Origin of the sequence: Tsuneonella aeria (assembly GCF_009827495.1) — a bacterium.
GTDB classification, from domain to species: Bacteria; Pseudomonadota; Alphaproteobacteria; order Sphingomonadales; family Sphingomonadaceae; genus Tsuneonella; species Tsuneonella aeria.
The window spans coordinates 850,322-873,538 of record NZ_WTZA01000001.1; the positions used below are offsets into that span (position 1 = coordinate 850,322).

At 66.8% G+C, this 23,217-nt stretch carries 28 protein-coding genes and 2 tRNA genes; 3 read left to right on the forward strand and 27 right to left on the reverse strand.

The features are described 5' to 3' along the window. Positions 1-29 precede the first annotated feature (29 nt). From GRI40_RS04085 to GRI40_RS04120, 9 genes are all read right to left on the reverse strand, one after another. Positions 30-659, reverse strand: coding sequence for a tetratricopeptide repeat protein (locus GRI40_RS04085; protein ID WP_160610166.1), 630 nt, complete (start codon positions 657-659; stop codon positions 30-32). Next, positions 656-1,063 carry a cytochrome c-type biogenesis protein gene (locus GRI40_RS04090; protein WP_160610167.1) on the reverse strand — a complete coding sequence of 136 codons (408 nt, stop codon included), beginning with the start codon at positions 1,061-1,063 and terminating at the stop codon, positions 656-658. Before GRI40_RS04090 ends, GRI40_RS04085 begins: the two co-directional genes overlap by 4 nt. Beyond that, positions 1,060-1,590, reverse strand: a complete 531-nt coding sequence (locus GRI40_RS04095; RefSeq protein WP_160610168.1) for a DsbE family thiol:disulfide interchange protein — start codon at positions 1,588-1,590, stop codon at positions 1,060-1,062. The genes GRI40_RS04090 and GRI40_RS04095 overlap by 4 nt, the downstream gene beginning before the upstream one ends. Beyond that, positions 1,587-3,533, reverse strand: a complete 1,947-nt coding sequence (locus tag GRI40_RS04100) for a heme lyase CcmF/NrfE family subunit (RefSeq protein WP_160610169.1) — start codon at positions 3,531-3,533, stop codon at positions 1,587-1,589. The genes GRI40_RS04095 and GRI40_RS04100 overlap by 4 nt, the downstream gene beginning before the upstream one ends. Positions 3,534-3,546: 13 nt before the next feature. After that, on the reverse strand, positions 3,547-4,005 hold the full coding sequence (gene ccmE, locus GRI40_RS04105) for a cytochrome c maturation protein CcmE (RefSeq protein WP_337190488.1): 459 nt from the start codon (positions 4,003-4,005) through the stop codon (positions 3,547-3,549). Next, positions 4,002-4,139: a hypothetical protein gene (locus GRI40_RS13645; RefSeq protein ID WP_202390132.1), complete on the reverse strand. Its 138-nt coding sequence runs from the start codon at positions 4,137-4,139 to the stop codon at positions 4,002-4,004. Before GRI40_RS13645 ends, ccmE begins: the two co-directional genes overlap by 4 nt. Further along, on the reverse strand, positions 4,139-4,861 hold the full coding sequence (gene ccmC / locus GRI40_RS04110; protein WP_160611391.1) for a heme ABC transporter permease CcmC: 723 nt from the start codon (positions 4,859-4,861) through the stop codon (positions 4,139-4,141). Before ccmC ends, GRI40_RS13645 begins: the two co-directional genes overlap by 1 nt. 61 nt (positions 4,862-4,922) lie before the next feature. Beyond that, a complete protein-coding gene (locus GRI40_RS04115; protein WP_160610170.1) occupies positions 4,923-5,984 on the reverse strand; it encodes a Glu/Leu/Phe/Val family dehydrogenase in 1,062 nt (353 codons plus the stop codon). A gap of 50 nt (positions 5,985-6,034) precedes the next feature. Continuing rightward, positions 6,035-6,111 (reverse strand) — tRNA-His (locus GRI40_RS04120). 181 nt (positions 6,112-6,292) lie between these two features. Between GRI40_RS04120 and GRI40_RS04125 the strand changes: the two genes are divergently transcribed. After that, entirely contained in the window at positions 6,293-6,925 is a 633-nt protein-coding gene (locus tag GRI40_RS04125; protein ID WP_160610171.1) for a prolyl hydroxylase family protein, read from the forward strand. An 85-nt stretch (positions 6,926-7,010) separates the two neighbouring features. Here GRI40_RS04125 and rpmE read toward each other — a convergent pair whose 3' ends face one another. The 12 genes from rpmE to rpsB form a co-directional block, all read right to left on the reverse strand. Beyond that, positions 7,011-7,235, reverse strand: coding sequence for a 50S ribosomal protein L31 (gene rpmE / locus GRI40_RS04130; RefSeq protein ID WP_160610172.1), 225 nt, complete (start codon positions 7,233-7,235; stop codon positions 7,011-7,013). A 128-nt stretch (positions 7,236-7,363) separates the two neighbouring features. After that, the gene (gene fabZ, locus GRI40_RS04135) at positions 7,364-7,834 is read right to left on the reverse strand and encodes a 3-hydroxyacyl-ACP dehydratase FabZ (protein WP_160610173.1); all 471 of its coding nucleotides are present in this window, start codon (positions 7,832-7,834) and stop codon (positions 7,364-7,366) included. A 16-nt stretch (positions 7,835-7,850) separates the two neighbouring features. Further along, positions 7,851-8,534 (reverse strand): OmpH family outer membrane protein, encoded by a 684-nt coding sequence (locus tag GRI40_RS04140; RefSeq protein ID WP_160610174.1) that lies wholly within the window; start codon positions 8,532-8,534, stop codon positions 7,851-7,853. Then, positions 8,534-11,200, reverse strand: coding sequence for an outer membrane protein assembly factor BamA (gene bamA / locus GRI40_RS04145; RefSeq protein WP_237488992.1), 2,667 nt, complete (start codon positions 11,198-11,200; stop codon positions 8,534-8,536). Before bamA ends, GRI40_RS04140 begins: the two co-directional genes overlap by 1 nt. Before the next feature lie 215 nt (positions 11,201-11,415). Continuing rightward, complete coding sequence (gene rseP, locus GRI40_RS04150; RefSeq protein ID WP_202390133.1) at positions 11,416-12,546, reverse strand: RIP metalloprotease RseP; 1,131 nt, start codon at positions 12,544-12,546, stop codon at positions 11,416-11,418. 1 nt (position 12,547) lies between these two features. Then, on the reverse strand, positions 12,548-13,702 hold the full coding sequence (locus GRI40_RS04155; protein ID WP_160610176.1) for a 1-deoxy-D-xylulose-5-phosphate reductoisomerase: 1,155 nt from the start codon (positions 13,700-13,702) through the stop codon (positions 12,548-12,550). Then, on the reverse strand, positions 13,702-14,409 hold the full coding sequence (locus GRI40_RS04160) for a phosphatidate cytidylyltransferase (RefSeq protein ID WP_160610177.1): 708 nt from the start codon (positions 14,407-14,409) through the stop codon (positions 13,702-13,704). Before GRI40_RS04160 ends, GRI40_RS04155 begins: the two co-directional genes overlap by 1 nt. A gap of 4 nt (positions 14,410-14,413) precedes the next feature. Further along, positions 14,414-15,097 carry a polyprenyl diphosphate synthase gene (gene uppS, locus GRI40_RS04165; protein ID WP_160610178.1) on the reverse strand — a complete coding sequence of 228 codons (684 nt, stop codon included), beginning with the start codon at positions 15,095-15,097 and terminating at the stop codon, positions 14,414-14,416. Positions 15,098-15,122: 25 nt separating this feature from the next. Next, positions 15,123-15,680, reverse strand: coding sequence for a ribosome recycling factor (gene frr / locus GRI40_RS04170; RefSeq protein ID WP_160610179.1), 558 nt, complete (start codon positions 15,678-15,680; stop codon positions 15,123-15,125). A 2-nt stretch (positions 15,681-15,682) separates the two neighbouring features. After that, on the reverse strand, positions 15,683-16,402 hold the full coding sequence (gene pyrH / locus GRI40_RS04175) for a UMP kinase (protein ID WP_160610180.1): 720 nt from the start codon (positions 16,400-16,402) through the stop codon (positions 15,683-15,685). 139 nt (positions 16,403-16,541) lie between these two features. Next, positions 16,542-17,474, reverse strand: coding sequence for a translation elongation factor Ts (tsf, locus tag GRI40_RS04180; RefSeq protein WP_160610181.1), 933 nt, complete (start codon positions 17,472-17,474; stop codon positions 16,542-16,544). 78 nt (positions 17,475-17,552) lie between these two features. Further along, positions 17,553-18,320: a 30S ribosomal protein S2 gene (gene rpsB, locus GRI40_RS04185; protein ID WP_160610182.1), complete on the reverse strand. Its 768-nt coding sequence runs from the start codon at positions 18,318-18,320 to the stop codon at positions 17,553-17,555. 351 nt (positions 18,321-18,671) lie between these two features. On the opposite strand from rpsB, the gene GRI40_RS04190 reads away from it, so the two are divergent. Beyond that, positions 18,672-18,932 carry a hypothetical protein gene (locus GRI40_RS04190; RefSeq protein WP_160610183.1) on the forward strand — a complete coding sequence of 87 codons (261 nt, stop codon included), beginning with the start codon at positions 18,672-18,674 and terminating at the stop codon, positions 18,930-18,932. Here the strand turns inward: GRI40_RS04190 and GRI40_RS04195 are convergent. The 5 genes from GRI40_RS04195 to GRI40_RS04215 form a co-directional block, all read right to left on the reverse strand. Further along, positions 18,868-19,719 carry a CDP-alcohol phosphatidyltransferase family protein gene (locus GRI40_RS04195; RefSeq protein WP_160610184.1) on the reverse strand — a complete coding sequence of 284 codons (852 nt, stop codon included), beginning with the start codon at positions 19,717-19,719 and terminating at the stop codon, positions 18,868-18,870. The genes GRI40_RS04190 and GRI40_RS04195 overlap by 65 nt on opposite strands. Then, positions 19,716-20,465, reverse strand: coding sequence for a phosphatidylserine decarboxylase (locus GRI40_RS04200; protein ID WP_160610185.1), 750 nt, complete (start codon positions 20,463-20,465; stop codon positions 19,716-19,718). The genes GRI40_RS04195 and GRI40_RS04200 overlap by 4 nt, the downstream gene beginning before the upstream one ends. A gap of 52 nt (positions 20,466-20,517) precedes the next feature. Next, entirely contained in the window at positions 20,518-21,648 is a 1,131-nt protein-coding gene (locus tag GRI40_RS04205; protein ID WP_160610186.1) for a beta-ketoacyl-ACP synthase III, read from the reverse strand. 43 nt (positions 21,649-21,691) lie between these two features. Next, entirely contained in the window at positions 21,692-21,826 is a 135-nt protein-coding gene (locus tag GRI40_RS13985; protein ID WP_272916544.1) for a hypothetical protein, read from the reverse strand. 71 nt (positions 21,827-21,897) lie between these two features. Next, positions 21,898-21,983, reverse strand: a tRNA-Tyr gene (locus GRI40_RS04215). Between the two features lie 122 nt (positions 21,984-22,105). On the opposite strand from GRI40_RS04215, the gene rlmB reads away from it, so the two are divergent. Beyond that, positions 22,106-22,888 carry a 23S rRNA (guanosine(2251)-2'-O)-methyltransferase RlmB gene (gene rlmB / locus GRI40_RS04220; protein ID WP_160610188.1) on the forward strand — a complete coding sequence of 261 codons (783 nt, stop codon included), beginning with the start codon at positions 22,106-22,108 and terminating at the stop codon, positions 22,886-22,888. Between the two features lie 4 nt (positions 22,889-22,892). Here the strand turns inward: rlmB and GRI40_RS04225 are convergent, their stop codons facing one another. After that, positions 22,893-23,165 (reverse strand): HU family DNA-binding protein, encoded by a 273-nt coding sequence (locus GRI40_RS04225; protein WP_160610189.1) that lies wholly within the window; start codon positions 23,163-23,165, stop codon positions 22,893-22,895. Between the last annotated feature and the right edge of the window lie 52 nt (positions 23,166-23,217).

Sequence of the window (23,217 nt, forward strand, 5' to 3'; positions counted from 1 at the left end):
CCGCAACGCGCTGGGCTTGCGCGGTGCATTTACTGGCGGCCGGCCTGCGCGATCAGCATGTCGAGCCGGGCGAGCCGCTCCGCCAGCCCCGCCCGCCACGGCGCATCGGGCGGCGCACGATCGAGCATGTCCACCCACAGCGCGCGGGCCTCGGCCGGGCGACCCGACGTGATGAGGGCGACCCCCAGGAAATACCCCGGCCCCGGACTGCCGGGATCGGCCCGCTCCGCCCGCTCGAACGCCAGCACGGCGGCGGGCGTAACCTGCCCGTCCGCGTTCTGAACCAGCGCGTTGGCCAGCGCGAGCCAGGCTTCCGGATCGTCGGGATTTTCGTCCAGCGAGCCGCGGAGTATCGCGGCGGCATCGGTGAACTGGCCGCGCCGGGCGAAACCATCTGCCACGGTCACGAACCGCGACGGAGGCGCCGGGCCGAACAGTTCGCGCCGCGCCTCGACCAGCACGACCCCCGCGTCCGCCTCGCCCGCCGTCGGCGCCTTGGGGGCGCCTCCCTGGCCGGGAGAACCCTGCAACGCGTAGCCTGCCAGCCCGAACACCAGCGCCGCACCCAGCAGGGCCCATGCGCTCCGGGGCAGGCGCAGGACGAACGCCGCCACGGCGAAGGCGATGGCCGCGAGCAGGATGACGGGAATGTAGCTCATGACCACTTGCGCCCCAGCCGCCGCCACAGGAGCAGCCCGGCAATCGCCAGCAGGGCCAGCGGCCCGGCGAAGAGCGGCCAGGTCGTCCGGCTGACCTGCGGCGCATAGCTGACGTAATCGCCGTAGCGTTCCATCATCCAGGCGCGGATGGCGGCCGGGTCCTCCCCGCGCGCGATCCGCACGCGCACCTGGTGCCGCATGTCGCCGGCCATCGGCGCGTCGCTGTCGGCGATCGTCTGGCTCTGGCACTTGAGGCAGCGCAGCGTCACCATCAGGTCGTGCGCCCGCGCCTCCTGCGCCGGGTCGGGCAGCTGGCGGTAGGCATAGGGCGCCGGCGGCACCGCGTCCTGCGACCACGCAGGCACGGCGGCAAGCACCAGCACGATGGCCAGGACCGCCCTCATCCGCCGGCCTTCCGCAATTCATCGAGCAGCAGCGGCACGTGTTCGGCCCGCACGTCGCCGATGTGCTGATACCGGATGACTCCCTTGCCATCGATGACGAACGTTTCCGGCACGCCGGAACTGCCGATCGAAAGCTGAAGCTCGCTCAGGTCGTCGGCGCCGATCCGGGCATAGGGATTGCCATAGCGGGCGAGGAAGGCGGCGACGTCTTCGGGACGGTCGCGGATCGCCACGCCGACGATGGTCGCGCCCTGCGCCTCCAGCGCGGCGAGCTGCGGGGCTTCGGCGGCGCACGGCACGCACCAGCTTGCCCAGATGTTGAGCAGCTTGGGCCGGCCATCGGCAAGGTCCGCCTGGGTCAACCCGGGCCGGTCGGGCGAAGCGGCGCGCATGGCGAAGGCGGGAACCGGCTTGCCGATCATCGCCGACTGGACGAATTCGTCCTTCGGCTGGTTGAGCTGGTAGGCCGCCAGCCCGGCAAAGGCCGCGAACACCGCCAGCGGCAGGAAGAAGCGCCACTGCTTCACGATGCCATCCCCTCGCGCCGCTCAGCCGCCTTGCGCTGCACGGTACGCCGCTTGAGATCGGCGCGGACCCGCCCGATCAGCGCCAGCAATCCGCCCAGCGCGATCATGACGCCGCCGTACCAGATCAACGTCACGAAAGGCTTCCACCACAGCCGGACCTGCCATCGGCCACCGTCCGCCGCCTTGCCGAGCACGGCGTAGAGCTGCCCGTTCCAGCGGGTTTCCAGCGCGCTTTCGTTCGTTTCGGTCGGCGGCGCCCAGAAGCTGCGCGCCTGCGGGGCGAGCCGGCGCGGCGCACCGTCGGCATACCGGGCGATCATCACCCCTTCGATGGCGTTCCAGTTAGGACCCGCGACTGGCGTCACCTCTTGCAGCGTCACCTCCCACGGCCCCACCGTGGCCGCTTCACCCACGCGCAATGCGGCGAGCCGTTCCTTGGTGAAGGCACTCTCGCTCGCCATGCCCATGACGGCCACCGCGATGCCTAGATGCGCCACCACCATCCCCCACGTCGCGAGCGGCAGGCGGCGCACGTCGCGGCCCCGCAGCGCGAGGAGAGACGCCGCGGCGAGCCCCGCGCCCACCGCCAGCCCCAGCAGCGGCAGCACGCGCGGTGTCGCCAGGGCCAGCGCGAGTGCCAGCATCGCGAGGGCCACGATGCCCGCCAGGATCAGCGGGCTCTGGACCCGGGCCAACCGGTCGCGCCGCCAGCGCAGGAACGGCCCTATCGCCATGACCACCATCATCGGCATGAAGAAGATCGCACCGACGGGATCGAAATACGGCGGGCCGACCGAGACACGCACGCCAAACGCCTCGGTCATCAGCGGATACAGAGTTCCGAGCAGGACGACGCCGAGGATCGCCGACAGCAGCACGTTGTTCACCACCAGCGCGCCTTCGCGGCTGACGGGCGCGAACCGTTCCCCTTCCGCGACGCTGCCCGCGCGCAGGCCGAACACCGCCAGCGCACCGCCGATGTAGATCGCCAGCAGCGCAAGGATGAACGTGCCCCGTTCCGGGTCGACCGCGAAGGCATGGACGCTGGTGAGAATGCCGGATCGGACGAGGAAGGTGCCCAGCATGCTCATGGAAAACGCAACGACGCCCAGCATGATCGTCCACGCGCGCAGGGCATCACGCGCCGCCAGCACTCCGACGGAATGAAGCAGCGCGGTCGCCGCGAGCCACGGCATCAGCGCGGCGTTCTCCACCGGGTCCCAGAACCACCAGCCGCCCCAGCCGAGTTCGTAATAGGCCCAGTACGATCCGGCGGTGATCCCCAGCGTCAGGAAGATCCACGCACCCAGCACCCAGGGGCGCATCGCCCGCGCGAAATCGGGCGTCACCTGCCGCGTCACCAGTGCGCCCACGGCAAAGCTGAACGCAACCGACAGCCCGACATATCCGACGTAAAGCGTCGGCGGGTGGAACGCCATGCCGATGTCCTGCAGCAGCGGGTTGAGGCCGTTCCCTTCGAAAGCCGGCACGGGCAGCCGCTCGAACGGGTTGGAGCTCAGCAGCAGGAAGGCATAGAAACCAAGCGCGACGAAGCCCTGTGCGGCGAGCGTCGCCAGCATGGTGCGTTCCGGCAGGCGGCGCTCCGCCAGCGCGATCAATGCGCCCGCCGCGCTCATCACGGTGATCCACAGCAGCATGGACCCTTCGTGGTTGCCCCAGGCCCCCGCCAGCTTGAAGATCATCGGCTTGATTGAATGCGAATGCATCGCGACCAGCTTCACCGACAGATCGGTGCGCGCGAACAGCCAGACCAGCATGGCGAACGCGAACGTGGTCAGGAAACCCTGCACCACCGCCGCCGGGCGGACCAGGGCCGCGATGTCGCTGCCCGCGCTGCGCAGGGCCAGCACACCGGCCACCAGTTGCAGCGCCGCCAGCGCGGCGGCCAGCCACAGCGCCGCGAGCCCGAGTTCGGCGATCATGCCGCGCTGCCCGTCATTCGGTGGTCGCGGCCACCGCGGCGTCTCTCTCCGCAGCGGTCATGCTGTCGAGCTCGCGCGGCATGTAGTTCTCGTCATGCTTGGCCAGCAGCTTGTCGGCATAGAACGTGCCGTTCGCCTGCATGCGCCCTTCCGCGACAACGCCCGATCCTTCGACGAACAGGTCGGGCACGATGCCGGAAAACCGCACCGGCACGCGCGCCTTGCCGTCGCCGACGATGAATTCGATGGTCACGCCGTCACCTTGCGTGACGATGGAATTGTTCTCGACCATCCCGCCCAGCCGCACGGAACGCCCCGCGCCCGGCGGGTCGGCGACGATCTCGCTCGGCACGTAGAAATAGCTCGCCTGGCTGCGCAGCGCCCACGTGGCGATCACCGCCGCGGCGATCAGGGCCACCATCGCCGCGACGACCAGTGCCAGCCGCTGGTGCTTGGGCTTGACCGCGTTCACCGGCCGCTCCCGTCCCGGCGACGCTCGGCCCGGCGCATGGCGAGCCAGGCCCAGGTCAGCAGGACGATCGTCCCGATCACGCCGATCGCGTAGGCCGCGATGACGAACGGCCACTGGTCCAGGCTCTCGCGCATCAGGCGGCCTCGCGCGCGCGGCGGCGAAGGCGCGCCTCGGCCTGCACGTCCGCCAGCAGGGCCCGCATCCGCATCAGCACGACGGCCGCGAACAGGCAGGTGAAACCGACCGTCGCCACGATCAGCGGAACCAGGAAGTCCCATGCCATCGCGGAACCGCCCATCGACAGGCTGGGCGGCTGGTGGATCGAATACCACCACAGCACCGAATAGTGGATGACCGGCACGTTGACGATGCCCACGATGCCGAAGATCGCCGGAATGCGGCTCGATACGCCTTCGCGCGCCGCGGCCCCGGCAAGGGCGATGTAGCCGAAGTAAAGGAACAGCAGCACCAGCATGCTGGTCAGGCGCCCGTCCCATTCCCACCACGTCCCCCACGCGGGCCGGCCCCAGATGGACCCGGTGACGAGGCACAGCGCGGTGAAGAATGCCCCGGGCACGGCGGCGGCGCGGCCGGCGATGGTGGACAGCGGATGGCGCCAGACGATCTCCGCCACGCTGGCGCCGGCGATCACGGTCCACCCCGCCATACCCAGCCAGGCGGCGGGCACGTGCAGGAACAGGATGCGCACCGTTTCCCCCTGAAGGCGCTCGGCCGGAACCTGGGTCAGGCCCCAGAGCAGCGCCCCGCCCGTCAACAGCACGCCGGCGGCAAGCAGCCACGGCGTCAGCGGACGCGCGATGCCGAGAAAGCGTTTGGGATTGGCGAAGCCGTGCATCGGGATAACCGTCCGTTCCGCTTTGGCAGGACCGGGAGGGTCGGACAAGTAACCGTTCGTGTCAGCGGCCGATAAGTGCCTGGGCCATGCGGTCGGCAACCTGGTCGGCCGATACGCCGGTGCTGTCGCTTTCCTGCCAGATGGTCCGCAACCGGTCCGGAATCTGCGCGATGCGCTTGCGCACCTCGTTGATATCGCAGGGCGTGTTGTCGCGGCGGCAGAGATATTCCAGCGTCACGGAAATGATCCCGCCGGCGTTGATGACGTAATCGGGCGCGTAGAGGATGCCGCGGTCGGCCAGGACGCGGCCGTGCTCGGCCCGCGCAAGCTGGTTGTTCGCGCCGCCCGCCACGATCGGGCAGTCGAGCCGGGCGATCCCCTCTTCGTCCAGGATCGCGCCGAGCGCGTTGGGGCTGAACACGTCGCAGGCCACCGACATGATCTGATCGGGGGCGACCGACTCGCCGTCCAGTTCCTGGGCGAGCGCGGCGGCCCGCGCCTCGTCGACGTCGGCCAGGACCAGCCGCGCGCCATCCTTCGCCAGCAGGCGGGCGACGCCGCCGCCGACGCTGCCGACACCCTGGAGCGCGACCCGCACGCCCTGGAGCGATGCCTTGCCCAGCTTGTGCTCAACCGCCGCCCTGATGCCGTGGTAGATGCCCATCGCGGTGAAGGGCCCGGGATCGCCCCCCGCCTCGCCCGCCGCGACCGGCAGGCCGGAAACGAAGCGGGTGTGCTTGGACACTTCGGCCATGTCCGCTTCCGAAATGCCCACATCCTCGGCCGTGACGTAGCGGCCGCCCAGCGCCTCGACCGCCGTGGCGAAGGCTGCCAGCATCTCGGGCGTCTTGCGGCGATCGCGTCCGGCCAGGATCACCGCCTTGCCGCCGCCCATCGGCAGGCCGGCCATGGCGTTCTTGTAGCTCATCCCGCGCGACAGGCGGAGGACATCGCGCATGCCGTCGGCGGGGTCGGCATAATGCCAGAAGCGGGTGCCGCCGGCCGCCGGGCCGAGGTGCGTGGAATGGATCGCGATGATCGCGGTAAGGCCCGAAGCGCGGTCGTGGACCAGCTCGATCAACTCGTGACCGTCATAGTCCGCCTGGGTCCAGAAAGCCGTCATCGCATACCCCGTTCAAGGCCGGAAAAGCCCGGTGCGCACGACGGGGAAAATGGGGCGATCGAGGGGTCTCGAACCCCCGACCTCCGGTACCACAAACCGGCGCTCTAACCAACTGAGCTACGATCGCCACATGCCCCGATGCATGCCATGAGGCGGGGCAGATAGACCCCTGAAAAGGCCCGTCAAGCGGCATCCCGCGGGGGCTGCGCCTGTTGCATAGCCGCCCCGCTTTGCAAAGCGAAAACTGCGGCAGCGGCCCATCGGCGCAAGATTGTTTCCCGCCCCCGTTTCGCCTAGTCGGCGCGGACATGATTCAACCCGGCGAATCCTCGGCCGAAATCCTGGGCGCCACCACCGGTGTGCAGCGCGCGCCCTTCGCGAAGCTCGAACTGTTCCAGCTGAAGCGGTTCCTGCCCCCCGACCTGTGCCTCGAACTGATCGCCCTCATCGAACAGGGCCGGCGCCCCTCCACGATCGCCGACGACAATGGCGACGCACTGTTCCGGACCAGCGAGACCTGCGATCTCGACCCCGCCGCGCCCGCCGTCCGGCAGCTGGAGGACCGGCTGTTGTCCCTCAACCGGATCGATCCCCGCCATGGCGAACCGGTCCAGGGCCAGCGCTATGCCGTGGGGCAGGAATTCAAGGCGCATACCGACTACTTCGAACCGGGCGGACGGGACTGGGAGAAATATTGCGCCATCGCGGGCCAGCGCACCTGGACCTTCATGGTTTACCTCAACGCGGTGGAGGCTGGCGGCGGCACCCGGTTCGGTGCGGCGAAGAAGATCGTCCAGCCCGAAGCCGGCAAGCTGCTCGCCTGGAACAACCGGCGACCGGACGGCAGCCCCAATCCGGCGACCCTGCACCACGGCATGAAAGTGCGCCGCGGGGTCAAGTACGTCATCACCAAGTGGTATCGCGAGAAACCGTGGGGTTAAGACGGCAGTTAAGAATTCTCTTTGACATGGAAAAGGGCGGCCGTTGCCGGGCCGCCCTTCGCACGTTCCGCGATGAACGAACCGCTTATTTCTTGAGCGTGAGCCCGCCGAAACGCTGGTTGAACTTCGCCACGCGGCCGCCTTCCTGAAGCTGCTGCTTGCCGCCGGTCCACGCCGGGTGGCTCGTCGGATCGATGTCGAGCGCCATCACGTCGCCTTCCTTGCCCCAGGTCGAACGGGTCTGGAATTCGGTGCCATCGGTCATCTTGACGGTAATGGTGTGGTATTCGGGGTGCGTATCGGCCTTCATGGCAAGTCTCCGTAGCTTCGGATCGGTTCCGACCGGTCCAGCTGTCGTGGGAAAGGCGCGCGGTTAGCCGGGTCGCGCGGCCTTGGCAAGCGGGTCTCTCTGCCCCGGTGCCCTAATGGGGCGTTCGGTCAATCCGAAGGCGCGTCGGCGATCATCGCGGTGAATTCGACTTCGCAGGTCGTCTGGCCTTCGACGCTGGCGCGCCCCTTGAACCTGCACACCCGGCTGCTCTTGCGGACGAATTCAACCTCGAGGTCGAGCAGGCAGCCCGGCTCCACGGGCGCGCGGAACTTGGCGTTCTCTATCGCCATGAAGATGACCAGCTTGCCCGTGCCTGCCAGCTCGAACGTCTCGATGCCGAGCACGCCGGCCGCCTGGGCCAGCGCCTCGATCTGCAGCACGCCGGGCATGATCGGCCGGCCCGGAAAATGCCCCTGGAAGAACTGTTCGTTGAACGAAACCGCCTTCACCGCATGGATCCGCGCGCCGAGCTCGATCGACTTGACCCGATCGACCAGCAGCAGCGGATAGCGGTGCGGCAGGGCCTTGAGCACCTTGAGGATATCGAACGCACCCGCGTTCGTTTCGCCGTCGCTCATGGCCCTGCCGTTCCGATCAGCGGCCGGTGGTTGCCGGCGGGTTCTGCGTCGGCGCAGCCGGAGCCGCACCCTGCGCTGCCGCGGCGGCGGCCTGCTGCTGGCGCACCTCGCGCGGGACCCAGCCCTGCGGCGGCACGAGCTGCGCGGAGGGGAGCAGCGTGTTCAGTTCGTTCAGCACGTCCTGCGTGATGTTGTAAGCGGCATCGGCATAGAGCACCGCGCCCGAGCTGGGATCGAGGATCAGCTGGATGTTCTTCTTGCGCGCGGCGTTCTGCACCGCGGCGTCGAGCTTGTCCTCGATCTGCTCGGTCACATAGGCACGGCTGAGCGCGACCGGCGCCACGAGCTGCTGGATCTCGTTCTGACCGGCCTGGCTGATCTGCTGGATCGCCGCCGCCTGCTGCGCCAGGGAAGCGTTGTTGGGGTTCGCGCGCTGGTCGTTGTTGTACTTCGTCACCAGCGGCTGGAGCTGGTTCGAGATCGCGAGGCGACGGGCTTCCGCCTGGTCGATCTGAGCCTTGTAGGTGACGGGGCGCTGCGTTTCCGCGGTCTTGTAAGCGTTGGAATTGGCAACCACGGCGGGCAGGCTCACGACGCCGATGCCCTTCACGATCTGCGCCGAAACCGGCGTGGCGACGATCGGCGAGACGGCGACGAGGGCCGCACCGGCGGCCAGCAGGGGCTTGAGATAGGTCTTCATCAGAATTGGGTTCCTACGTTGAAGGTGAAGCGCTTGGTGTCATCACCGGGCTGCTTCAAGAGCACCTGGGCAAAATCGATCCTGAACGGGCCGAACGGCGAGTTCCAGTTCACGCCAACACCCACCGACACGCGGGGGCTGGGAGAATCGCCCAGGTAAACTTCCTGGAAGGGCGGAATGTTGTTCTGAAGCGGCGTGTTGGACGCGCCGCTTGGGCTGGTCGGCGACGTGACGATCGTGGTCGTCGTCGTGCCGTCCGGATTGGACACGATCTGGGTGTAGAGGGGATTGCCGTTCGCATCTCGCTGCGGGAAATTGATCCCGCCGGGGAACGGGCTGTTCTCCGCATCGGCCTGGCTGAACTTGTTGCCCCATAGCGCGCCGACATCGACGAACACCGACGGACGCAGGCCCATTTCGCGCGCGCCGCTGCCCAGCGGAATTTCCAGCTCCGCGCGGCCGAGGTAATAATAGTTGCCGCCCAATGCGTCATCAGACACGCGGTTGCGGTCGGTGACGGTGATGAAGTCCGCCGGATCGGTGCTGTCGGGATCGTCGATCAGCGGCCGCCGCAGCACGCGCGGGCCGACGCCGCGGATATCGAACCCGCGAAACTGCGGCTCGCCCAGGAAGAACCGGTCGGTCAGGCGCACCTCGTCACCGCCCAGCCCCTTGATCGCGCCGCCTTCAGCCGAAAGTGAGAAGATGAAACCCGCGCCTACAGGGAAGTATTGCGCGGCCCGCGCGCGCAGGCGGGCGTACTTCACCGAACCGCCAAGCCCGGCGAATTCACCGGTCAGCGAGGCCGAACGGCCGCGGGTCGGACGCAGTCGGCTGTCGAGCGAATCGTAGGCGATGGTCGCGCCGACGATCGAGCTGGTGCGCTTGCCCAGCGCGTCGCACAGGTACCGCCCAGCCAGCAGCGGATCGCACGTGAAGTTCGGCGGATCGAGGCGGTCGGAGAAGAACTGGTTTTCGTCCAGCGAGACGTTGTCGAAGTTGAGCGTGTAGCTGCCCACCAGCGACATATATTCCGTCAGCGGCACGCCCAGGCGAAGCTGGCCGCCCGTCGTGGTCTGTTCGAACGTCGTATTGCGATCGTTGTTGAGGTAGTTGAAGCTGTTCAGGTCGCGGCGATAGATATCCGCGCCGAACGAGATGTTCCGATCGAACACATAAGGGTCGGAGAAACTGATGTTCGCACTCTTGGAATAGCGCGAATAGTTGACCCCCAGGCCCACCGTCTGGCCGCGCCCGCGGAAGTTACGCTGCTGGATCGAGGCGGCGAGGATGAAGCTTTCGATCGACGAGAATCCCGCCGAAAGCTGCAACTGCCCGGTCGGCTGTTCCTCGACGTTGGCTTCCAGGATGATCCGGTCGGGCGTCGTCCCGTCCTTCTGCGCGACTTCGAAGCTTTCCTGGAAATAGCCCAGCGACTTGATGCGGTTGGTGGTGCGCTTCACCTGCAAGGAGTTGAACGCATCGCCTTCCACCAGGCGAAATTCGCGGCGAATCACCTTGTCCTGAGTCAGCGTATTGCCGTTGACGTCCACGCGTTCGACATAGACGCGGGGCGCTTCCTTCAGGACAAAGCTCACGCCCATCGTGCGCTCGTCCTTGTTGCGGCGGTACACGTCCTCCACCTGGGCGAAGGCATAACCGAAGGTGCCGGCAAGCTCGGTCAATTGTTCGACCGTGTCCTGCACCAGCTTGGCGTCGTACCAGTCGCCTTCCTTCATCGGCACGTTCTTGGTCAACGCGTCGCTGGAGAAATCGCGCAACTCGCTCTGCACGGAGACATCGCCGAACTTGTAGCGCTCGCCCTCTTCCACCACGTACGTGATGATGAAGTCCCGCTTGTCCGGCGTCAGCTCCGCGACGGCCGAGATCACGCGGAAGTCGGCGTAGCCGTTCGTCAGATAGAACTGGCGCAGCTTCTGCTGGTCGAACGCCAGGCGGTCGGGGTCATAGCTGGTGTTGGAGCTGAAGAACCGGGTCGGCGCCGCGGTCTTCGTGACCATCTCGGACCGCAGTTCGCCGTCGGAAAACGCCTCGTTGCCCAGGATGTTGATCGCGCGGACCTTGGACTTGGGCCCTTCGTTGATTTCGAACACCACGTCGACGCGGTTCTGGCTGAGCTGCACCATCTTGGGCTCAACCGTGGCGGCGAAGCGGCCCTGGCGCTTGTAGAGCTCGATGATGCGGGCGACGTCCGCGCGGACCTTGGACCGGGTGAAGATCTGCCGCGCGGAAAGCTTGATCTCCGGCAGGATCTTGTCACTCTTGATCCGCTTGTTGCCTTCCAGCACGATGCGGTTGATCACCGGGTTTTCCGCCACGGTCACCACCACGTCGCCGCCGTTGTTCACGATGCTGGCGCTGGAAAACAGTTCGGTGGCGTAAAGATCCTTCAGCGCCTGGTCGGCCGCGGCCTGGGTGTAAGGCTGGCCCACGCGCAGGCGGATGTAGGATACGATCGTGTTGGGTTCGAGCCGCTCGGCACCCGCCACCGAGATCGACCGGATCGTGTCGACCTGGGGCGCGACAGTCGTTTCGGCCGGGGTCGGAGAGGCAGCCGGCGCGGGCTGCGCCTGTTGCGCCAGGGCAATGGTGGGAATGCCGCCAAGCACCGTTCCGCACATCAGGGTCAGGGCCAGTCGGGCCATGGCCGGCCGGGTGCGTGAACCGGCGAAATCGCTTGCGAACATCGAGATGGGACTCCCGTCCAAAAAACTATCCTGCGGGTTTCCCGCGCACGCCGCCTGCGGACCTTGGACGGCACCGGCAGCACTGCGTGCGCCCTTGCCCCATAGCCGTTGCCCGATCAAGCGGCGCGACGCCTTTGCTGGCCGCGCAAGAACCCTTCCATGACGCCCCCTCGTCACCCGAAAACGGGGAGCGACAGGATATCGTTGACCGTAACGAACAGCATCAGCGCGAGGAGGACCGCCACGCCGGCGCGGAACGCCATTTCCTGACCGCGCGGGCCCACCGGCTTCCGGCGAACCGCCTCGGCCGCGTAGAAAGCCAGGTGCCCACCGTCGAGCGCGGGGATTGGCAACAAGTTGATGAATGCCAAATTAAGCGAGATCAGCGCCGCGAACCCGACGAACGCCTGCGCCCCGAGGCTGAGCTGCTCGCCCGAGAACTTGGCGATCTTGATCGGTCCGCCAAGCTCGTCCACCGACCGTTCGCCGATGACGATCTGGACAATGCCGACCACCATCATGCGCACCAGGCCCCAGCATTCCGCGGCCGCGAGGCGCACGGATTCCAGCGGGCCAACCGGCTCGAACCGCATGGGGCTGGAGACGACGCCCAGCCGTCCGACGCGGGATTGGTTGCCGAACTTGTCGCTTTCCACCGAACTGCCGATGGTCAGCGGAATGCGCAGGCGCTCTCCCCCGCGCTCCACGCCCAGGACGATCGCCTCGCCGGGATTCATGATCACGCGTTCGGTCAGGCTCCGAAAATCGCCGATCGGCTCGCTGTTCACGGCCACGATCCGGTCGCCCGCCCGCACGCCGGCGGCCTTGGCCACCGATCCTTCGGCGAAGGCCTGGACGACGTTGGTCTGCGCCGGATCGGCCTGGACCGGCTTGCCGTAGATCATGAAGAAGGCGGCGAAGATGCCGATCGCCACCAGCAGGTTGGTGAGCGGCCCCGCCAGCACGATGAGCGCCCGCTGCCACAGCGGGGCAAGGTGGAAATTGCCGTCCCGTTCCGCCGGGGTCAGGTCTGCCACAGTGCGCGCGTCTGGGATGCTCGCTGGGTTCATGTCGCCCTTGAACTGGCAATACCCGCCCAGCGGCAGGGCCGACAGCTTCCAGCGCGTCCCCCGGCGGTCGGTGAAGCCGGCGACTTCCTTGCCGAAGCCGACCGAGAACGCCTCGACCCCCACGCCGAACAGGCGACCCATCAGGTAGTGCCCGAACTCGTGCACCGTCACCAGCGGTCCGAGCAGCAGGATGAACCCCACGATGTAGAGCCAGAAGGGCGGCGATTCGATCAAGTCAGGTAAGCTCCAGCATTTCCTGCGTCCGGGCGCGCGCTTCCCGGTCCACCGCCAGCACGTCGGCAAGGCTTGCAGGCGCGGATGCCGGTACCATGCGCGAGAGTGCCTGCTCGACGATTACCGCGATGCGGGTGAACGCAATCTTGCCGGCGAGGAATGCGGCGACCGCCACCTCGTTCGCGGCGTTGAGCACGGCGGGCGCGGCGCCCCCGGCTGCCGCCGCTTCGCGCGCGAGGCGGGTGGCGGGAAAGCGTCCCTCGTCCGGCGCCTCGAACGTCAGGCTGCCGATCGCGGCGAGGTCGAGCGACGGCATCGGCGTTTCCATCCGCCCTGGCCAGGCAAGGCAGCTCGCGATCGGCACCCGCATGTCGCTCGGACCCAATTGCGCCAGCGTCGACCCGTCGCGATACTCGACCATCGAATGGATCACGCTCTGCGGGTGGACGACGATGGCGATGCGGTCGAGCCCCACCGGAAACAGGTGATGCGCCTCGATGAATTCGAGGCCCTTGTTCATCATCGTGGCCGAATCCACGCTGATCTTTGCTCCCATGTCCCAGTTTGGGTGGGCCACCGCCTGCGCCGGTGTGGCCGTCGCCAGCCGGGCGGCGTCCCAGGTGCGGAAGGGGCCGCCGCTGGCCGTCAGCGTGATCCGGCGAACGTCTTCGATCCGCCCGCCCGCGAGGCATTGGAAGATCGCGTTGTGCTCGCTGTCCACCGGGAGCAGAGTGGCGCCGTGCCGGGCGACCGCGGCCGTCATGACCTCGCCGGCCGAAACGAGTGCTTCCTTGTTGGCGAGCGCGATCGTCCCCCCTTGCTCGATCGCCGCCATGACCGGGCCCAGCCCGGCGCAGCCGACGATCGCCGCCACGGTGACATCGGCCCCCATGGCTGACGCATCGCACAGGGCGCGGGCGCCGCCCGCCGCCTCCACACCGCTTCCCGCCAGCGCCGCACGCAGGGCGGGCAGGCACGCCTCGTCGGCAACGACCGCCAGCCTGGCCGAAAATTCCCGCGCAAGCGCCGCGAGCTCGTCCACCCGGTCGTTGGCGGTCAGCGCGGTCACACGCCATTGGTTCGGGTTGCGGCGAACCAGGTCGAGCGTCGATGCCCCGACCGAGCCTGTCGCGCCGAGGATGGAGATCGTGCGCATCAGTTGGCGAGGCAGGATGCGACGAACCCGACGGCGATCGCCACCGGCAGCATGCCGTCAACCCGGTCGAACACGCCGCCGTGACCAGGGATCAGCGCCGAGGAATCCTTCACCCCTGCCCGGCGCTTGATCCAGCTTTCGAAGAAGTCGCCCGCCTGCGCCAGCACCGCCAGGATCGCTCCCAGTGCAGCCGCCTGGCCGAGGTTCGCTGCGGAAAGCGAAAGACCGAGATCGAAGCGCGGGCCGACGATGCCCCCGTCGATGGCCAGGACCCAAAGCACCACCCACAACGCTGCGCCCGCCATGCCGCCGATAAGGCCCGCCCAGGTCTTCGAAGGGCTGATTGCCGGGGCAATCTTCGGCCCGCCGACTGCCCGGCCCGTGAAGTAGGCGAACGTGTCGGTAAACACCGTGACGCCGACGATCAGCACGATCAGGAAGTCGCCCGCCCCCGCCAATATGGCCGCGGCCACGCCGAAATAGAGCGCGGCGGCAAGAACGCCCGCCAGTCGGAACGGCACGTTGGGCGTCGCCCGCACGATCAGGAGGATGCATTCAACCAGCGCGACAAGCGCCACGACGACCACGAAAGTATCGAACACCGCGCCGCCCGCCACCAGCGCGCCGATGGCGGCCGCCAGCATGATCACGGCCGAAACGATGCGCACCGTCAGGTCGCTGGATTTGGCCTTTACTGCCGTGGCCATGGGCTCACCGTCCGCCATAGCGCCGCTCCCGTTTTGCAAAGTCGGCCAGCGCCTGGTCGAAGTGCCCCGGGGTGAAATCAGGCCACAGCACGTCGGTGAAGTTCATTTCCGCATAGGCGCATTGCCACAGCAGGAAGTTCGACAGGCGCACTTCGCCGCTGGTGCGAATCAACAGGTCAAGCGGCGGCAGGACAGCCGTGTCGAGATGCCGCTCGATCGCCTCGGGGGTGATCGCGCCTTCCGCGGCTGCCTTCGCCGCGGCGCGGGCGATTTCCTGTTGCGCGCCGTAATTGAGCGCGACCGCCAGGGTGCGCGAGCCATTGGCGGTGCGAGCGAGCGCGTCTTCCAGCATGGCGACGATGTCCGGCGCCAGCCCGCGCCAGTCGCCCAGGATATGCAGTTTCACGTCGTTGGCGATGAATTCCGGCAAGTCCGATTTCACGAACTTGCGCATCAGGTTCATCAGGTCGCCGACCTCGTCCTCCGGTCGCTTCCAGTTTTCGCTGCTGAAGGCATAGAGTGTGAGGCACTCGACCGAAGTGTCCTTCAGCGCGCGCACGAGGTTGCGCACCGCTTCCACCCCCCGCTGATGCCCGACCACGCGCGGCAGGTGGCGCGCCTTGGCCCAGCGGCCGTTGCCGTCCATGATGATCGCGACGTGACGTGCGACCGCGTCCCCGTCCGTCATCACGCCGCTCCGGAACGCCGCGGCATCACTGGGAGAGGATTTCCTTCACCTTCGCCGCCACAACTGTGTCGGTTTCGGCGACGTGGCTGTCGGTCATCTTCTGGACGTCGTCCTCGGAGCGCTTGCGCTCGTCCTCCGAAATGTCCTTCTTCTTCTCGTCGTCCTTCAGCGCTTCCATGCCGTCGCGGCGGACGTTGCGGATGGCGATCTTCGCCTTCTCGCCGTATTCGCCGGCGATCTTCGCCAGGTCCTTGCGCCGTTCTTCTGTCAGGTCAGGAAGCGGCAGGCGCAAGGTCTGCCCGTCGATCATGGGATTGAGGCCGAGGTTCGCCTTGGCGAGGCCCTTCTCCACCGCGGTCAAATTCGATTTGTCCCACACCTGCACGCTCAACATTCGCGGTTCGGGCGCGGACACCGTGGCCACCTGGTTGAGCGGCATCATCGCGCCGTAAACCTCGACCACGACGGGATCCAGCAGGCTGGTGTTGGCCCGGCCGGTGCGCAGGCCGGAAAGGTCGCCCTTCAGGCTTTCCACCGCGCCCTTCATGCGCCGTTCGATGTCGGACTTGTCGTATTTCGCCATTGTCAGCTTCCCTGCACTATCGTCTGCACGCCTTCGCCCGCCAGCACGCGCGCAAGGTTGCCTTGCTCGCGGATGGAGAACACCACGATCGGTATCTGGTTGTCGCGGCACAAGGCCACGGCGGAGGCGTCCATCACCTTGAGATTGTCCGCCAGCACGCGGTCGTACGTCACGGTGTCGAAACGGACCGCGGCGGCGTTGCGCTTGGGATCGCTGTCATAGACCCCGTCCACGCTGGTGCCCTTGAGCAGGGCATCGCACTTCATTTCGGCAGCCCGCAGCGCCGCACCGGAATCGGTCGTGAAGTACGGCGCGCCGACACCCGCGGCAAAGATCACCACCCGCCCTTTTTCCAGGTGGCGTTCGGCGCGGCGGCGGATCACGGGTTCGCACACCGTGTCCATCTGGATCGCGGACTGCACCCGGGTCTGCACGCCGATCTGTTCCAGCGCATTCTGCATCGCCAGCGCGTTCATCACGGTCGCCAGCATGCCCATGTAGTCGGCCTGGGCGCGGTCCATGCCCTGCGCCGCGCCGGCCACGCCGCGAAAGATGTTGCCGCCGCCGATGACCAGGCAGATTTCCAGGCCGGTGTCCTTCGCGGCCTTAACCTCCTGCGCCAGTTCCATCACAAACGCGGGATCGATGCCGCCCTGCTGCGTGCCCATCAGCACCTCGCCCGACAGTTTCAGCAAGACGCGCTTGAGTTTCGGCAGGGCCATGAAAGTGGATTCTCGTCTGTCGAACGGCGGGGGGAATGGGCGCCCTTATAGGACGCGGCCCTTTTGCGGCAAGGGCATAGCTGCCAACGAAAAGCGGCCGCCGGATCGCTCCGACGGCCGCCTGCGTTCTGGGTAGGGCTCAGCCCTTGACCGCGGCGGCGACTTCGGCGGCGAAGTCGCTTTCTTCCTTCTCGATGCCTTCGCCGAGCTGGAAGCGGACGTAGTCCACTAGCGCGATAGGCTTGCCTGCTTCCTTGGCAGCAGCCGCGATGACATCCTGAACGGGCGTCTTGCCGTCCATCACAAAGGCCTGCGTGAGAAGCGCGTTCTCGCGAAGGAACTTCTCGACCGGTCCGTTGAGAATTTTCTCCGCAATCTCGGGCGGCTTGCCAACGATCTTCTCCGCATTCTTTTCGCGCAGAACGGCACGTTCACGCTCCACGACGGCCGGATCGATGCCTTCAGCGTTGAGCGCCTGCGGGAACGCAGCAGCGACATGCCACGCCAGCTTCTTGCCGAGGTCCTCGAGCACAGCCTTGTCGGCCTCGCTCTCGAGCGCAACGAGCACGCCGATCTTGCCGAGGCCATCGGCGGCCGCGTTGTGGACGTAGGGGAACACGATACCGTTGGTGACCGAAACATGCTTCAGGCGGCGGACCTGCTGGTTCTCGCCGATGGTCGCGACGTTGTCGGTCAGCTTGTCGGTCACGGTGCCGCCGTCGGGATACGAAGCGGCCTTGAGCGCGTCGACGTCGGCCGTCTGCTCGGCCAGCGCGACTTCGGTGACCTTGCGGACGAAATCCTGGAACTGGTCGTTCTTGGCGACGAAGTCGGTTTCGGAGTTGACCTCGACCGCGACACCTTTCGTGCCATCGACGGCCACGCCGACGAGTCCTTCGGCCGCGGTGCGGCTCGACTTCTTGGCGGCCGTGGCAAGGCCCTTGGCGCGCAGTGCGTCAACGGCGGCTTCGATGTCGCCGTTGCTCTGCTCCAGCGCCTTCTTGGCGTCCATCATGCCCGCGCCGGTCTTCTCGCGCAGGGCCTTCACGTCGGCGGCGGTAAATGCTGCCATGTCATTGTTCCTTCTTGAATGCAGGCCGGGCGCCGGGTCAGTGGGCCCCGACGCTCCGGTATCCGGTTGGAAGCGTTCTCACGCCTCGGCGGCGGCAGCGGCGTCGGCTTCGGCCGGCGGTTCGGCCATCGCGCCAAAGTCCTCGCCCGAATCCATCGTCTGGCGGCCCTTGCCGCTGGTGGCCGCTTCGGCCACCGCGTCGCAATAGAGGCGCACGGCGCGCGCCGCGTCGTCGTTACCCGGGATCGGGAAGGCGATGCCGCTGGGGTCGACGTTCGAATCCAGCACCGCGACGACCGGGATGCCGAGCACGCCGGCTTCCTTGATCGCGAGGTCTTCCTTGTTCGCGTCGATCACGAACATGACGTCGGGAATCCCGCCCATGTCGCGGATGCCGCCGAGCGACAGTTCCAGCTTGTCCCTTTCACGGGTGAGCTGGAGGACTTCCTTCTTGGTCAGGCCCGAAGTGTCGCCCGAAAGCTGTTCTTCCAGGGTCTTGAGCCGGCGGATCGAGCCCGAGATCGTCTTCCAGTTGGTGAGCATCCCGCCCAGCCAGCGGTGGTTGACGAAGTGCTGGCCGGAACGACGGGCCGCCTCGGCGATGGGATCCTGCGCCTGGCGCTTCGTGCCAACGAACAGCACCTTGCCGCCCGAGCGGACCGTGTCCTGGATGAAGTCCAGCGCGCGGGCCATCAGGGGCACCGTCTGCGACAGGTCGATGATGTGAACACCGTTGCGGGCGCCGAAGATGTACGGCTTCATCCGCGGGTTCCAGCGATGGGTCTGGTGGCCGAAGTGTGCGCCGGCCTCGATCAATTGCTGCATGGAGACGGTAGGTGCCGCCATAGGTATTTCCTTTCCGGTTGTTCCTCTGGAAAGCTGGAACCCGTGCGGAGAGCCCGCTGCGGGCACCGGTATGCAGTGCCTTCCATGTGAATTTGCCCGATTACGAAAGCCTGCCGATGCAGAATCGTGGAATCGAACGGCGCGCCCTCTAGCGACTTGTTCCGTCGATTTCCAGTCTCGATTTGACGCAGGGTTAACGCGTTTCGTCCCAAAAGCGGCTTGACGGCATGGAACAAATAGGGAACATTTCGGATGACGGGGGAACAAACCCCGAATCGACGATTTCCACTAAGTGTCCACAGCCGATTCACATGGTTGTGACGCCAGCAAGGGCAATTTCGCATGACCACCATGTTCCTGATCGCGCCATTCGCCGCCATCGCCGTCGCAAGCCTCCTCACGATCGCCGATGCCGCAGTGCGCGGGTGGAACGCGGCCAGGAACCTCCGCGCGGACGCGGACCGGCAGGATTCGCTTCGCCAGATCGTCGTGCGTTTCGAAGATCAGGTGCAGATGGCGCGCATGCCGGCGTTGCGGCCGGCCACAGTCAATGCGGGCCGGCGTCAGCGCCAAGGTGCGCGCTCACCGGAACGGCTGCGCGCTGTCGCCTGACCCGCGCATACCGCGCCCAGGCGTAGGGGATCAGCGCCAAATAACCGATGCAGATCGCCGCAAGCGTCCACCACGGCTCCAGCAGGAGCGCCGCGAAGATCATCCCCACTACCGCGATTACGCCGAGCCGCACCGCACGCCGGGGGCGCATCAGGGTCCAGCTCAACGTCGCGATGTTCGATATCATCAGGAACGCCATCAGCGCGGTCCACGGCGCCACCAGTCGGGGATCGCGGAAGATCGGCTCTCCCGTCGCCATCCACAGGTAGATCGGCAGCATGGCAAGACCGGCCCCCACCGGGGCGGGGACCCCGGTGAGGAATCCGGCGGACTTGTGCGGCTGGTCCGTCACGTCGATCTGCGCGTTGAATCGTGCAAGGCGCAACGCGCCGCACACGGCAAATGCAAGGGCTGCAAACCAGCCCAGGCGCGTCATGTCGCTGAGCGACCAGAGAAACAGGATCAGCGCCGGCGCCGTCCCGAAGCTGAGCGAATCGGCCAGGCTGTCCAGCTCTGCACCGAAGCGGGACTGCGCCTTCAGCAGGCGGGCAATGCGGCCGTCGATACCGTCGAGCACCCCGGCCAGGATGATCGCCAGGACCGCTTCGGCCCACATGCCCGAAATGCCGAAGCGGATGCCGGTGAGCCCGGAACAGAGCGCCGCCGCCGTGATCGCGTTGGGTACCACCGCCCGCATCGCCAGCCCGCGCTGGCCGCTGCCGCGCGGCGGGAGCGGCGTTTCGTCCTCGGCCGCCTTGGGCCCAATGCGCGGTCTCCCCTCGATCATTGGTTGACCCCTTCGATCAATTGCTGCGTCCCGATTTCAGCGAGGATCGTCTCGCCTGCGACAACGGTCTGTCCGGTCACGACCCTCGCGTCCGTGCCTGCCGGCAGATAGACGTCCACCCTGCTTCCGAACCGGATCAGGCCCACGCGCTGCCCAGCCGCGACCATGTCGCCCGGCTTCACGAACGGCACGATCCGCCGCGCGACAAGACCGGCGATCTGGGTGAAGCCGACCTGGGTACCGTCGTTCCGCTCGATCAGCAGATGCTGCCGCTCGTTGTCGTCGCTCGCCTTGTCGAGGTCGGCGTTCATGAACTTGCCGGGGATATAGACCACGCGCCGCACCGTGCCGCCCACGGGCGCGCGATTGATGTGCACGTCGAACACCGACATGAAGATCGAAACGCGCGTCACTTCGCCCGCCGGCAGTCCGCGTCCGGACGTACCGTCGTCCACGATCAGTTCGGCAGGCGGCGCCATGCGCCGGATCAGGGTGACGGTGCCATCCGCGGGCGAAAGGATCGCCCGATCGTCCTGCGGGACGACGCGTTCGGGATCACGGAAGAACGCTGCCACCCCGAGTGTCAGGAATGCGAGGGGCCAGGCGATCGTTTCCCAGGCGAGCAACGCGGTCACGAGACTTGCGACCCCGACCATGAGCGCGAACTTGCGGCCTTCCGGGTGGACCGAGGGCCAGTGCCATTGCGACGCGCCCCGGCCCCTGTTGTCGAGAATTTCTCCGGGCATGGAGGCGGGCTTACGGCGTGCGCCGGATTGTCACAAGCGAAACCGCCGCCTTCTAGGCGGCCCGCCGCACGAACACCGCGCCCACGGAGTATCCGGCACCGAAGCTGCAGATCACCCCGGTATCCCCGCCGGAAAGGTCACGGTTGTGCTTGTGAAAGGCGATCACCGATCCGGCGCTCGAGGTGTTGGCATATGTGTCGAGCACGGTGGGGCTTTCATCCTCAGACGCTTCGTGCCCCAGCACACGCTCCGCGATCAGGCGGTTCATCCCGGCGTTGGCCTGGTGCAGCCACAGCCGGCGCAACGCCTGCGGATCGAGCCCGAGCCGCGCGGATTCCTCGAGAATCAGGGCCGAGACCATCGGCACCACTTCCTTGAACACCTTGCGCCCTTCCTGGACAAAAAGCTTGTCGGCCAGGCCCTCGCCCTCAGGCGCCGCACGGTTGAGGAAGCCGAAATTATTGCGGATGTTGTTGGAAAACACGGTCTTCAGCCTCGTGCCCAGAATGTCCCAGTGACAGACCGGGGCGATTCCGGCGTCCTCCACCAGCACGGCCGTGGCAACGTCGCCGAAAATGAAATGACTGTCGCGGTCGCGCCAGTTGAGATGGCCGCTCGTCACTTCGGGGCTGACGACCAGCACGGACCGGGCGTGGCCGGCGCGGATATAATCCGCCGCGGTCTGGATTCCGAACGTGGCGGAAGAGCACGCGACGTTCATGTCGAATGCGAAACCCTCTATGGCCAGCGCCTGCTGGATCTCGATGGCCATCGCAGGATAGGCGCGCTGCATATTGGAAGCGGCGCAAAGCACGGCGTCCACGTCGCTCGCCTCGCGCCCGGCATTCGCCAGCGCCTGGCGCGCGGCCGCGACGCCGATTTCCGCCATGACGGAAAGCTCGTCATTCCCACGCTCGGGGATGCAGGGGCGCATGACGGCGGGATCAAGGACGCCCGCCTTTTCGATCACATGGCGCGACTTGATGCCGCTCGCCTTCTCGATGAACTCGGTGGAACTGGGCTGAAGCGCTGCAACCGTGCCCGCGGCAATCGCCTGCGCATGGTCGGCGTTATACCGCTCGACATAGGCGTTGAAGCTGGCGACCAGCTCGGCATTGGTGATCGATTCCGGCGGCGTGTAGAGGCCGGTCGCCGATATGACCGGGCGGTGTGACGCGTTCATCGCCGCGGGTTAGGCCCGCGACGCCCGTGCCGCAAGCATCGGATCACTTGCCGAGAAACAGGTAAGCCCACATTCCGATCACCAGACCGCCCGCGATGACGAGCAGCACTTTCGTGATCAGGAGGCGTTTACGCCGCGCTGCGGCAGCCTTCGCGCGAGCCTCCGGCGACATCGGCATTCGCTTGTTCATCCATCCCCCCAGATGCATGTCGATCCACCCGGACGCCTTTGGCGCCTCAGGCAAAAAGGTGGTGGACAGGGCTGGATTCGAACCAGCGTACGCTTGCACGGGCAGATTTACAGTCTGCTGCCTTTAACCACTCGGCCACCTGTCCACACAGGGCCTGCCGCTTCTTTTTAAGAGATGACCCCTGCTACAGGGTCGGCCGGCCGAGAGGAGCGCGCAATGGCGAAGCGGCGCTTGCCTGTCAATGGCCCCGCTGGCACAGGCCCGCACATGGCCAAAGGTGAAAAGAAGAAGGCGATGCGCGGCCGCGCGGGCCGGATGCAGGGCGGTCGCGGCAGCGGCCGGGCAGGCGCGGGGCAAGTGCGCTTGTGGGGGCGCCACGCCGTCGAAGCGGCGCTGAAGAACCCGCAGCGCGTTCACCGCAAGCTGTGGGCGACGCGCGAAGGGGTGGCGTCGCTCGATGGTGAACTCCCTTCTGATTTCCCCGTGGAATGGGCCGATCCGGCCGACCTGGCACGCCTGGTCGCGCGCGATGCGCCGCACCAGGGCCTGGTGCTCGAATGCGCGCCGCTGGAGGATGTCTTCCTTGACGAGGCGATCGAGGATGACGGGCCCGTGCTCGTGCTCGACCAAGTCACCGACCCGCACAATGTGGGTGCCATCCTGCGGTCGGCCGCCGCATTCGGCGCGGCCGCGATCGTAACACAGGATCGCCACGCGCCGCCCGAGTCGGGCACAGTCGCGAAGTCGGCCAGCGGTGCGCTGGAAATCGTGCCGTGGGTCCGCGTGGTGAACCTCGCCCGCGCGATGGAGGATCTGGCCGAGGCCGGTTACTGGCGCATCGGCCTCGCCGGAGAAGCGGAAGCGACGCTGGCCGAAGCTCTGCCCGCGGGCAAGGTCGCGCTGGTCCTGGGCGCTGAAGGCGAAGGCATGCGCCACAACGTGGCGTCCCATTGCGATTCGCTGGCACGGCTCCCGATCGCGGAGGCGATGGAGAGCCTTAATGTCTCCAACGCAGCGGCGATCGCGCTCTACGCGATCGCCACGCGCTGATCGTTCAATTCACCGAATCCTTGAGGAGCTTCCCGGCCTTGAACTTGGGCTGATTGGAGGCATTGATCTTCATCGGTTCACCGGTGCGCGGGTTGCGCCCCGTGGAAGCCTTGCGGCGCGCTACGGTGAACGTTCCGAATCCGACCAGACGCACTTCGTCGCCGTTCTTCAGTGCATTGGTAATTGCATCGAACACGCCCTCTACCGCGCTGGCGGCGTCGCTCCTGGAAAGCCCGGCAGCTTCGGCGACTGACCCGATGAGGTCGTTCTTGTTCATTCAATCCCCCTTGCGAAAGCGACAGCGATGAAGCGGCGAACCGACAGGATTC

What these genes read in the sequence shown, in the direction of transcription:
- GRI40_RS04085 (WP_160610166.1), bottom strand. Translation starts at nt 659, where the DNA reads ATGAGCTACATTCCCGTCATCCTGCTCGCGGCCATCGCCTTCGCCGTG.
- GRI40_RS04090 (WP_160610167.1), bottom strand. Translation starts at nt 1,063, where the DNA reads ATGAGGGCGGTCCTGGCCATCGTGCTGGTGCTTGCCGCCGTGCCTGCG.
- GRI40_RS04100 (WP_160610169.1), bottom strand. Translation starts at nt 3,533, where the DNA reads ATGATCGCCGAACTCGGGCTCGCGGCGCTGTGGCTGGCCGCCGCGCTG.
- GRI40_RS13645 (WP_202390132.1), bottom strand. Translation starts at nt 4,139, where the DNA reads ATGCGCGAGAGCCTGGACCAGTGGCCGTTCGTCATCGCGGCCTACGCG.
- ccmC (WP_160611391.1), bottom strand. Translation starts at nt 4,861, where the DNA reads ATGCACGGCTTCGCCAATCCCAAACGCTTTCTCGGCATCGCGCGTCCG.
- GRI40_RS04115 (WP_160610170.1), bottom strand. Translation starts at nt 5,984, where the DNA reads ATGACGGCTTTCTGGACCCAGGCGGACTATGACGGTCACGAGTTGATC.
- GRI40_RS04125 (WP_160610171.1), top strand. Translation starts at nt 6,293, where the DNA reads ATGATTCAACCCGGCGAATCCTCGGCCGAAATCCTGGGCGCCACCACC.
- rpmE (WP_160610172.1), bottom strand. Translation starts at nt 7,235, where the DNA reads ATGAAGGCCGATACGCACCCCGAATACCACACCATTACCGTCAAGATG.
- fabZ (WP_160610173.1), bottom strand. Translation starts at nt 7,834, where the DNA reads ATGAGCGACGGCGAAACGAACGCGGGTGCGTTCGATATCCTCAAGGTG.
- GRI40_RS04140 (WP_160610174.1), bottom strand. Translation starts at nt 8,534, where the DNA reads ATGAAGACCTATCTCAAGCCCCTGCTGGCCGCCGGTGCGGCCCTCGTC.
- bamA (WP_237488992.1), bottom strand. Translation starts at nt 11,200, where the DNA reads ATGGCCCGACTGGCCCTGACCCTGATGTGCGGAACGGTGCTTGGCGGC.
- GRI40_RS04155 (WP_160610176.1), bottom strand. Translation starts at nt 13,702, where the DNA reads ATGCGCACGATCTCCATCCTCGGCGCGACAGGCTCGGTCGGGGCATCG.
- GRI40_RS04160 (WP_160610177.1), bottom strand. Translation starts at nt 14,409, where the DNA reads ATGGCCACGGCAGTAAAGGCCAAATCCAGCGACCTGACGGTGCGCATC.
- uppS (WP_160610178.1), bottom strand. Translation starts at nt 15,097, where the DNA reads ATGACGGACGGGGACGCGGTCGCACGTCACGTCGCGATCATCATGGAC.
- frr (WP_160610179.1), bottom strand. Translation starts at nt 15,680, where the DNA reads ATGGCGAAATACGACAAGTCCGACATCGAACGGCGCATGAAGGGCGCG.
- pyrH (WP_160610180.1), bottom strand. Translation starts at nt 16,402, where the DNA reads ATGGCCCTGCCGAAACTCAAGCGCGTCTTGCTGAAACTGTCGGGCGAG.
- tsf (WP_160610181.1), bottom strand. Translation starts at nt 17,474, where the DNA reads ATGGCAGCATTTACCGCCGCCGACGTGAAGGCCCTGCGCGAGAAGACC.
- rpsB (WP_160610182.1), bottom strand. Translation starts at nt 18,320, where the DNA reads ATGGCGGCACCTACCGTCTCCATGCAGCAATTGATCGAGGCCGGCGCA.
- GRI40_RS04190 (WP_160610183.1), top strand. Translation starts at nt 18,672, where the DNA reads ATGTTCCTGATCGCGCCATTCGCCGCCATCGCCGTCGCAAGCCTCCTC.
- GRI40_RS04195 (WP_160610184.1), bottom strand. Translation starts at nt 19,719, where the DNA reads ATGATCGAGGGGAGACCGCGCATTGGGCCCAAGGCGGCCGAGGACGAA.
- GRI40_RS04200 (WP_160610185.1), bottom strand. Translation starts at nt 20,465, where the DNA reads ATGCCCGGAGAAATTCTCGACAACAGGGGCCGGGGCGCGTCGCAATGG.
- GRI40_RS04205 (WP_160610186.1), bottom strand. Translation starts at nt 21,648, where the DNA reads ATGAACGCGTCACACCGCCCGGTCATATCGGCGACCGGCCTCTACACG.
- GRI40_RS13985 (WP_272916544.1), bottom strand. Translation starts at nt 21,826, where the DNA reads ATGCCGATGTCGCCGGAGGCTCGCGCGAAGGCTGCCGCAGCGCGGCGT.
- rlmB (WP_160610188.1), top strand. Translation starts at nt 22,106, where the DNA reads ATGGCCAAAGGTGAAAAGAAGAAGGCGATGCGCGGCCGCGCGGGCCGG.
- GRI40_RS04225 (WP_160610189.1), bottom strand. Translation starts at nt 23,165, where the DNA reads ATGAACAAGAACGACCTCATCGGGTCAGTCGCCGAAGCTGCCGGGCTT.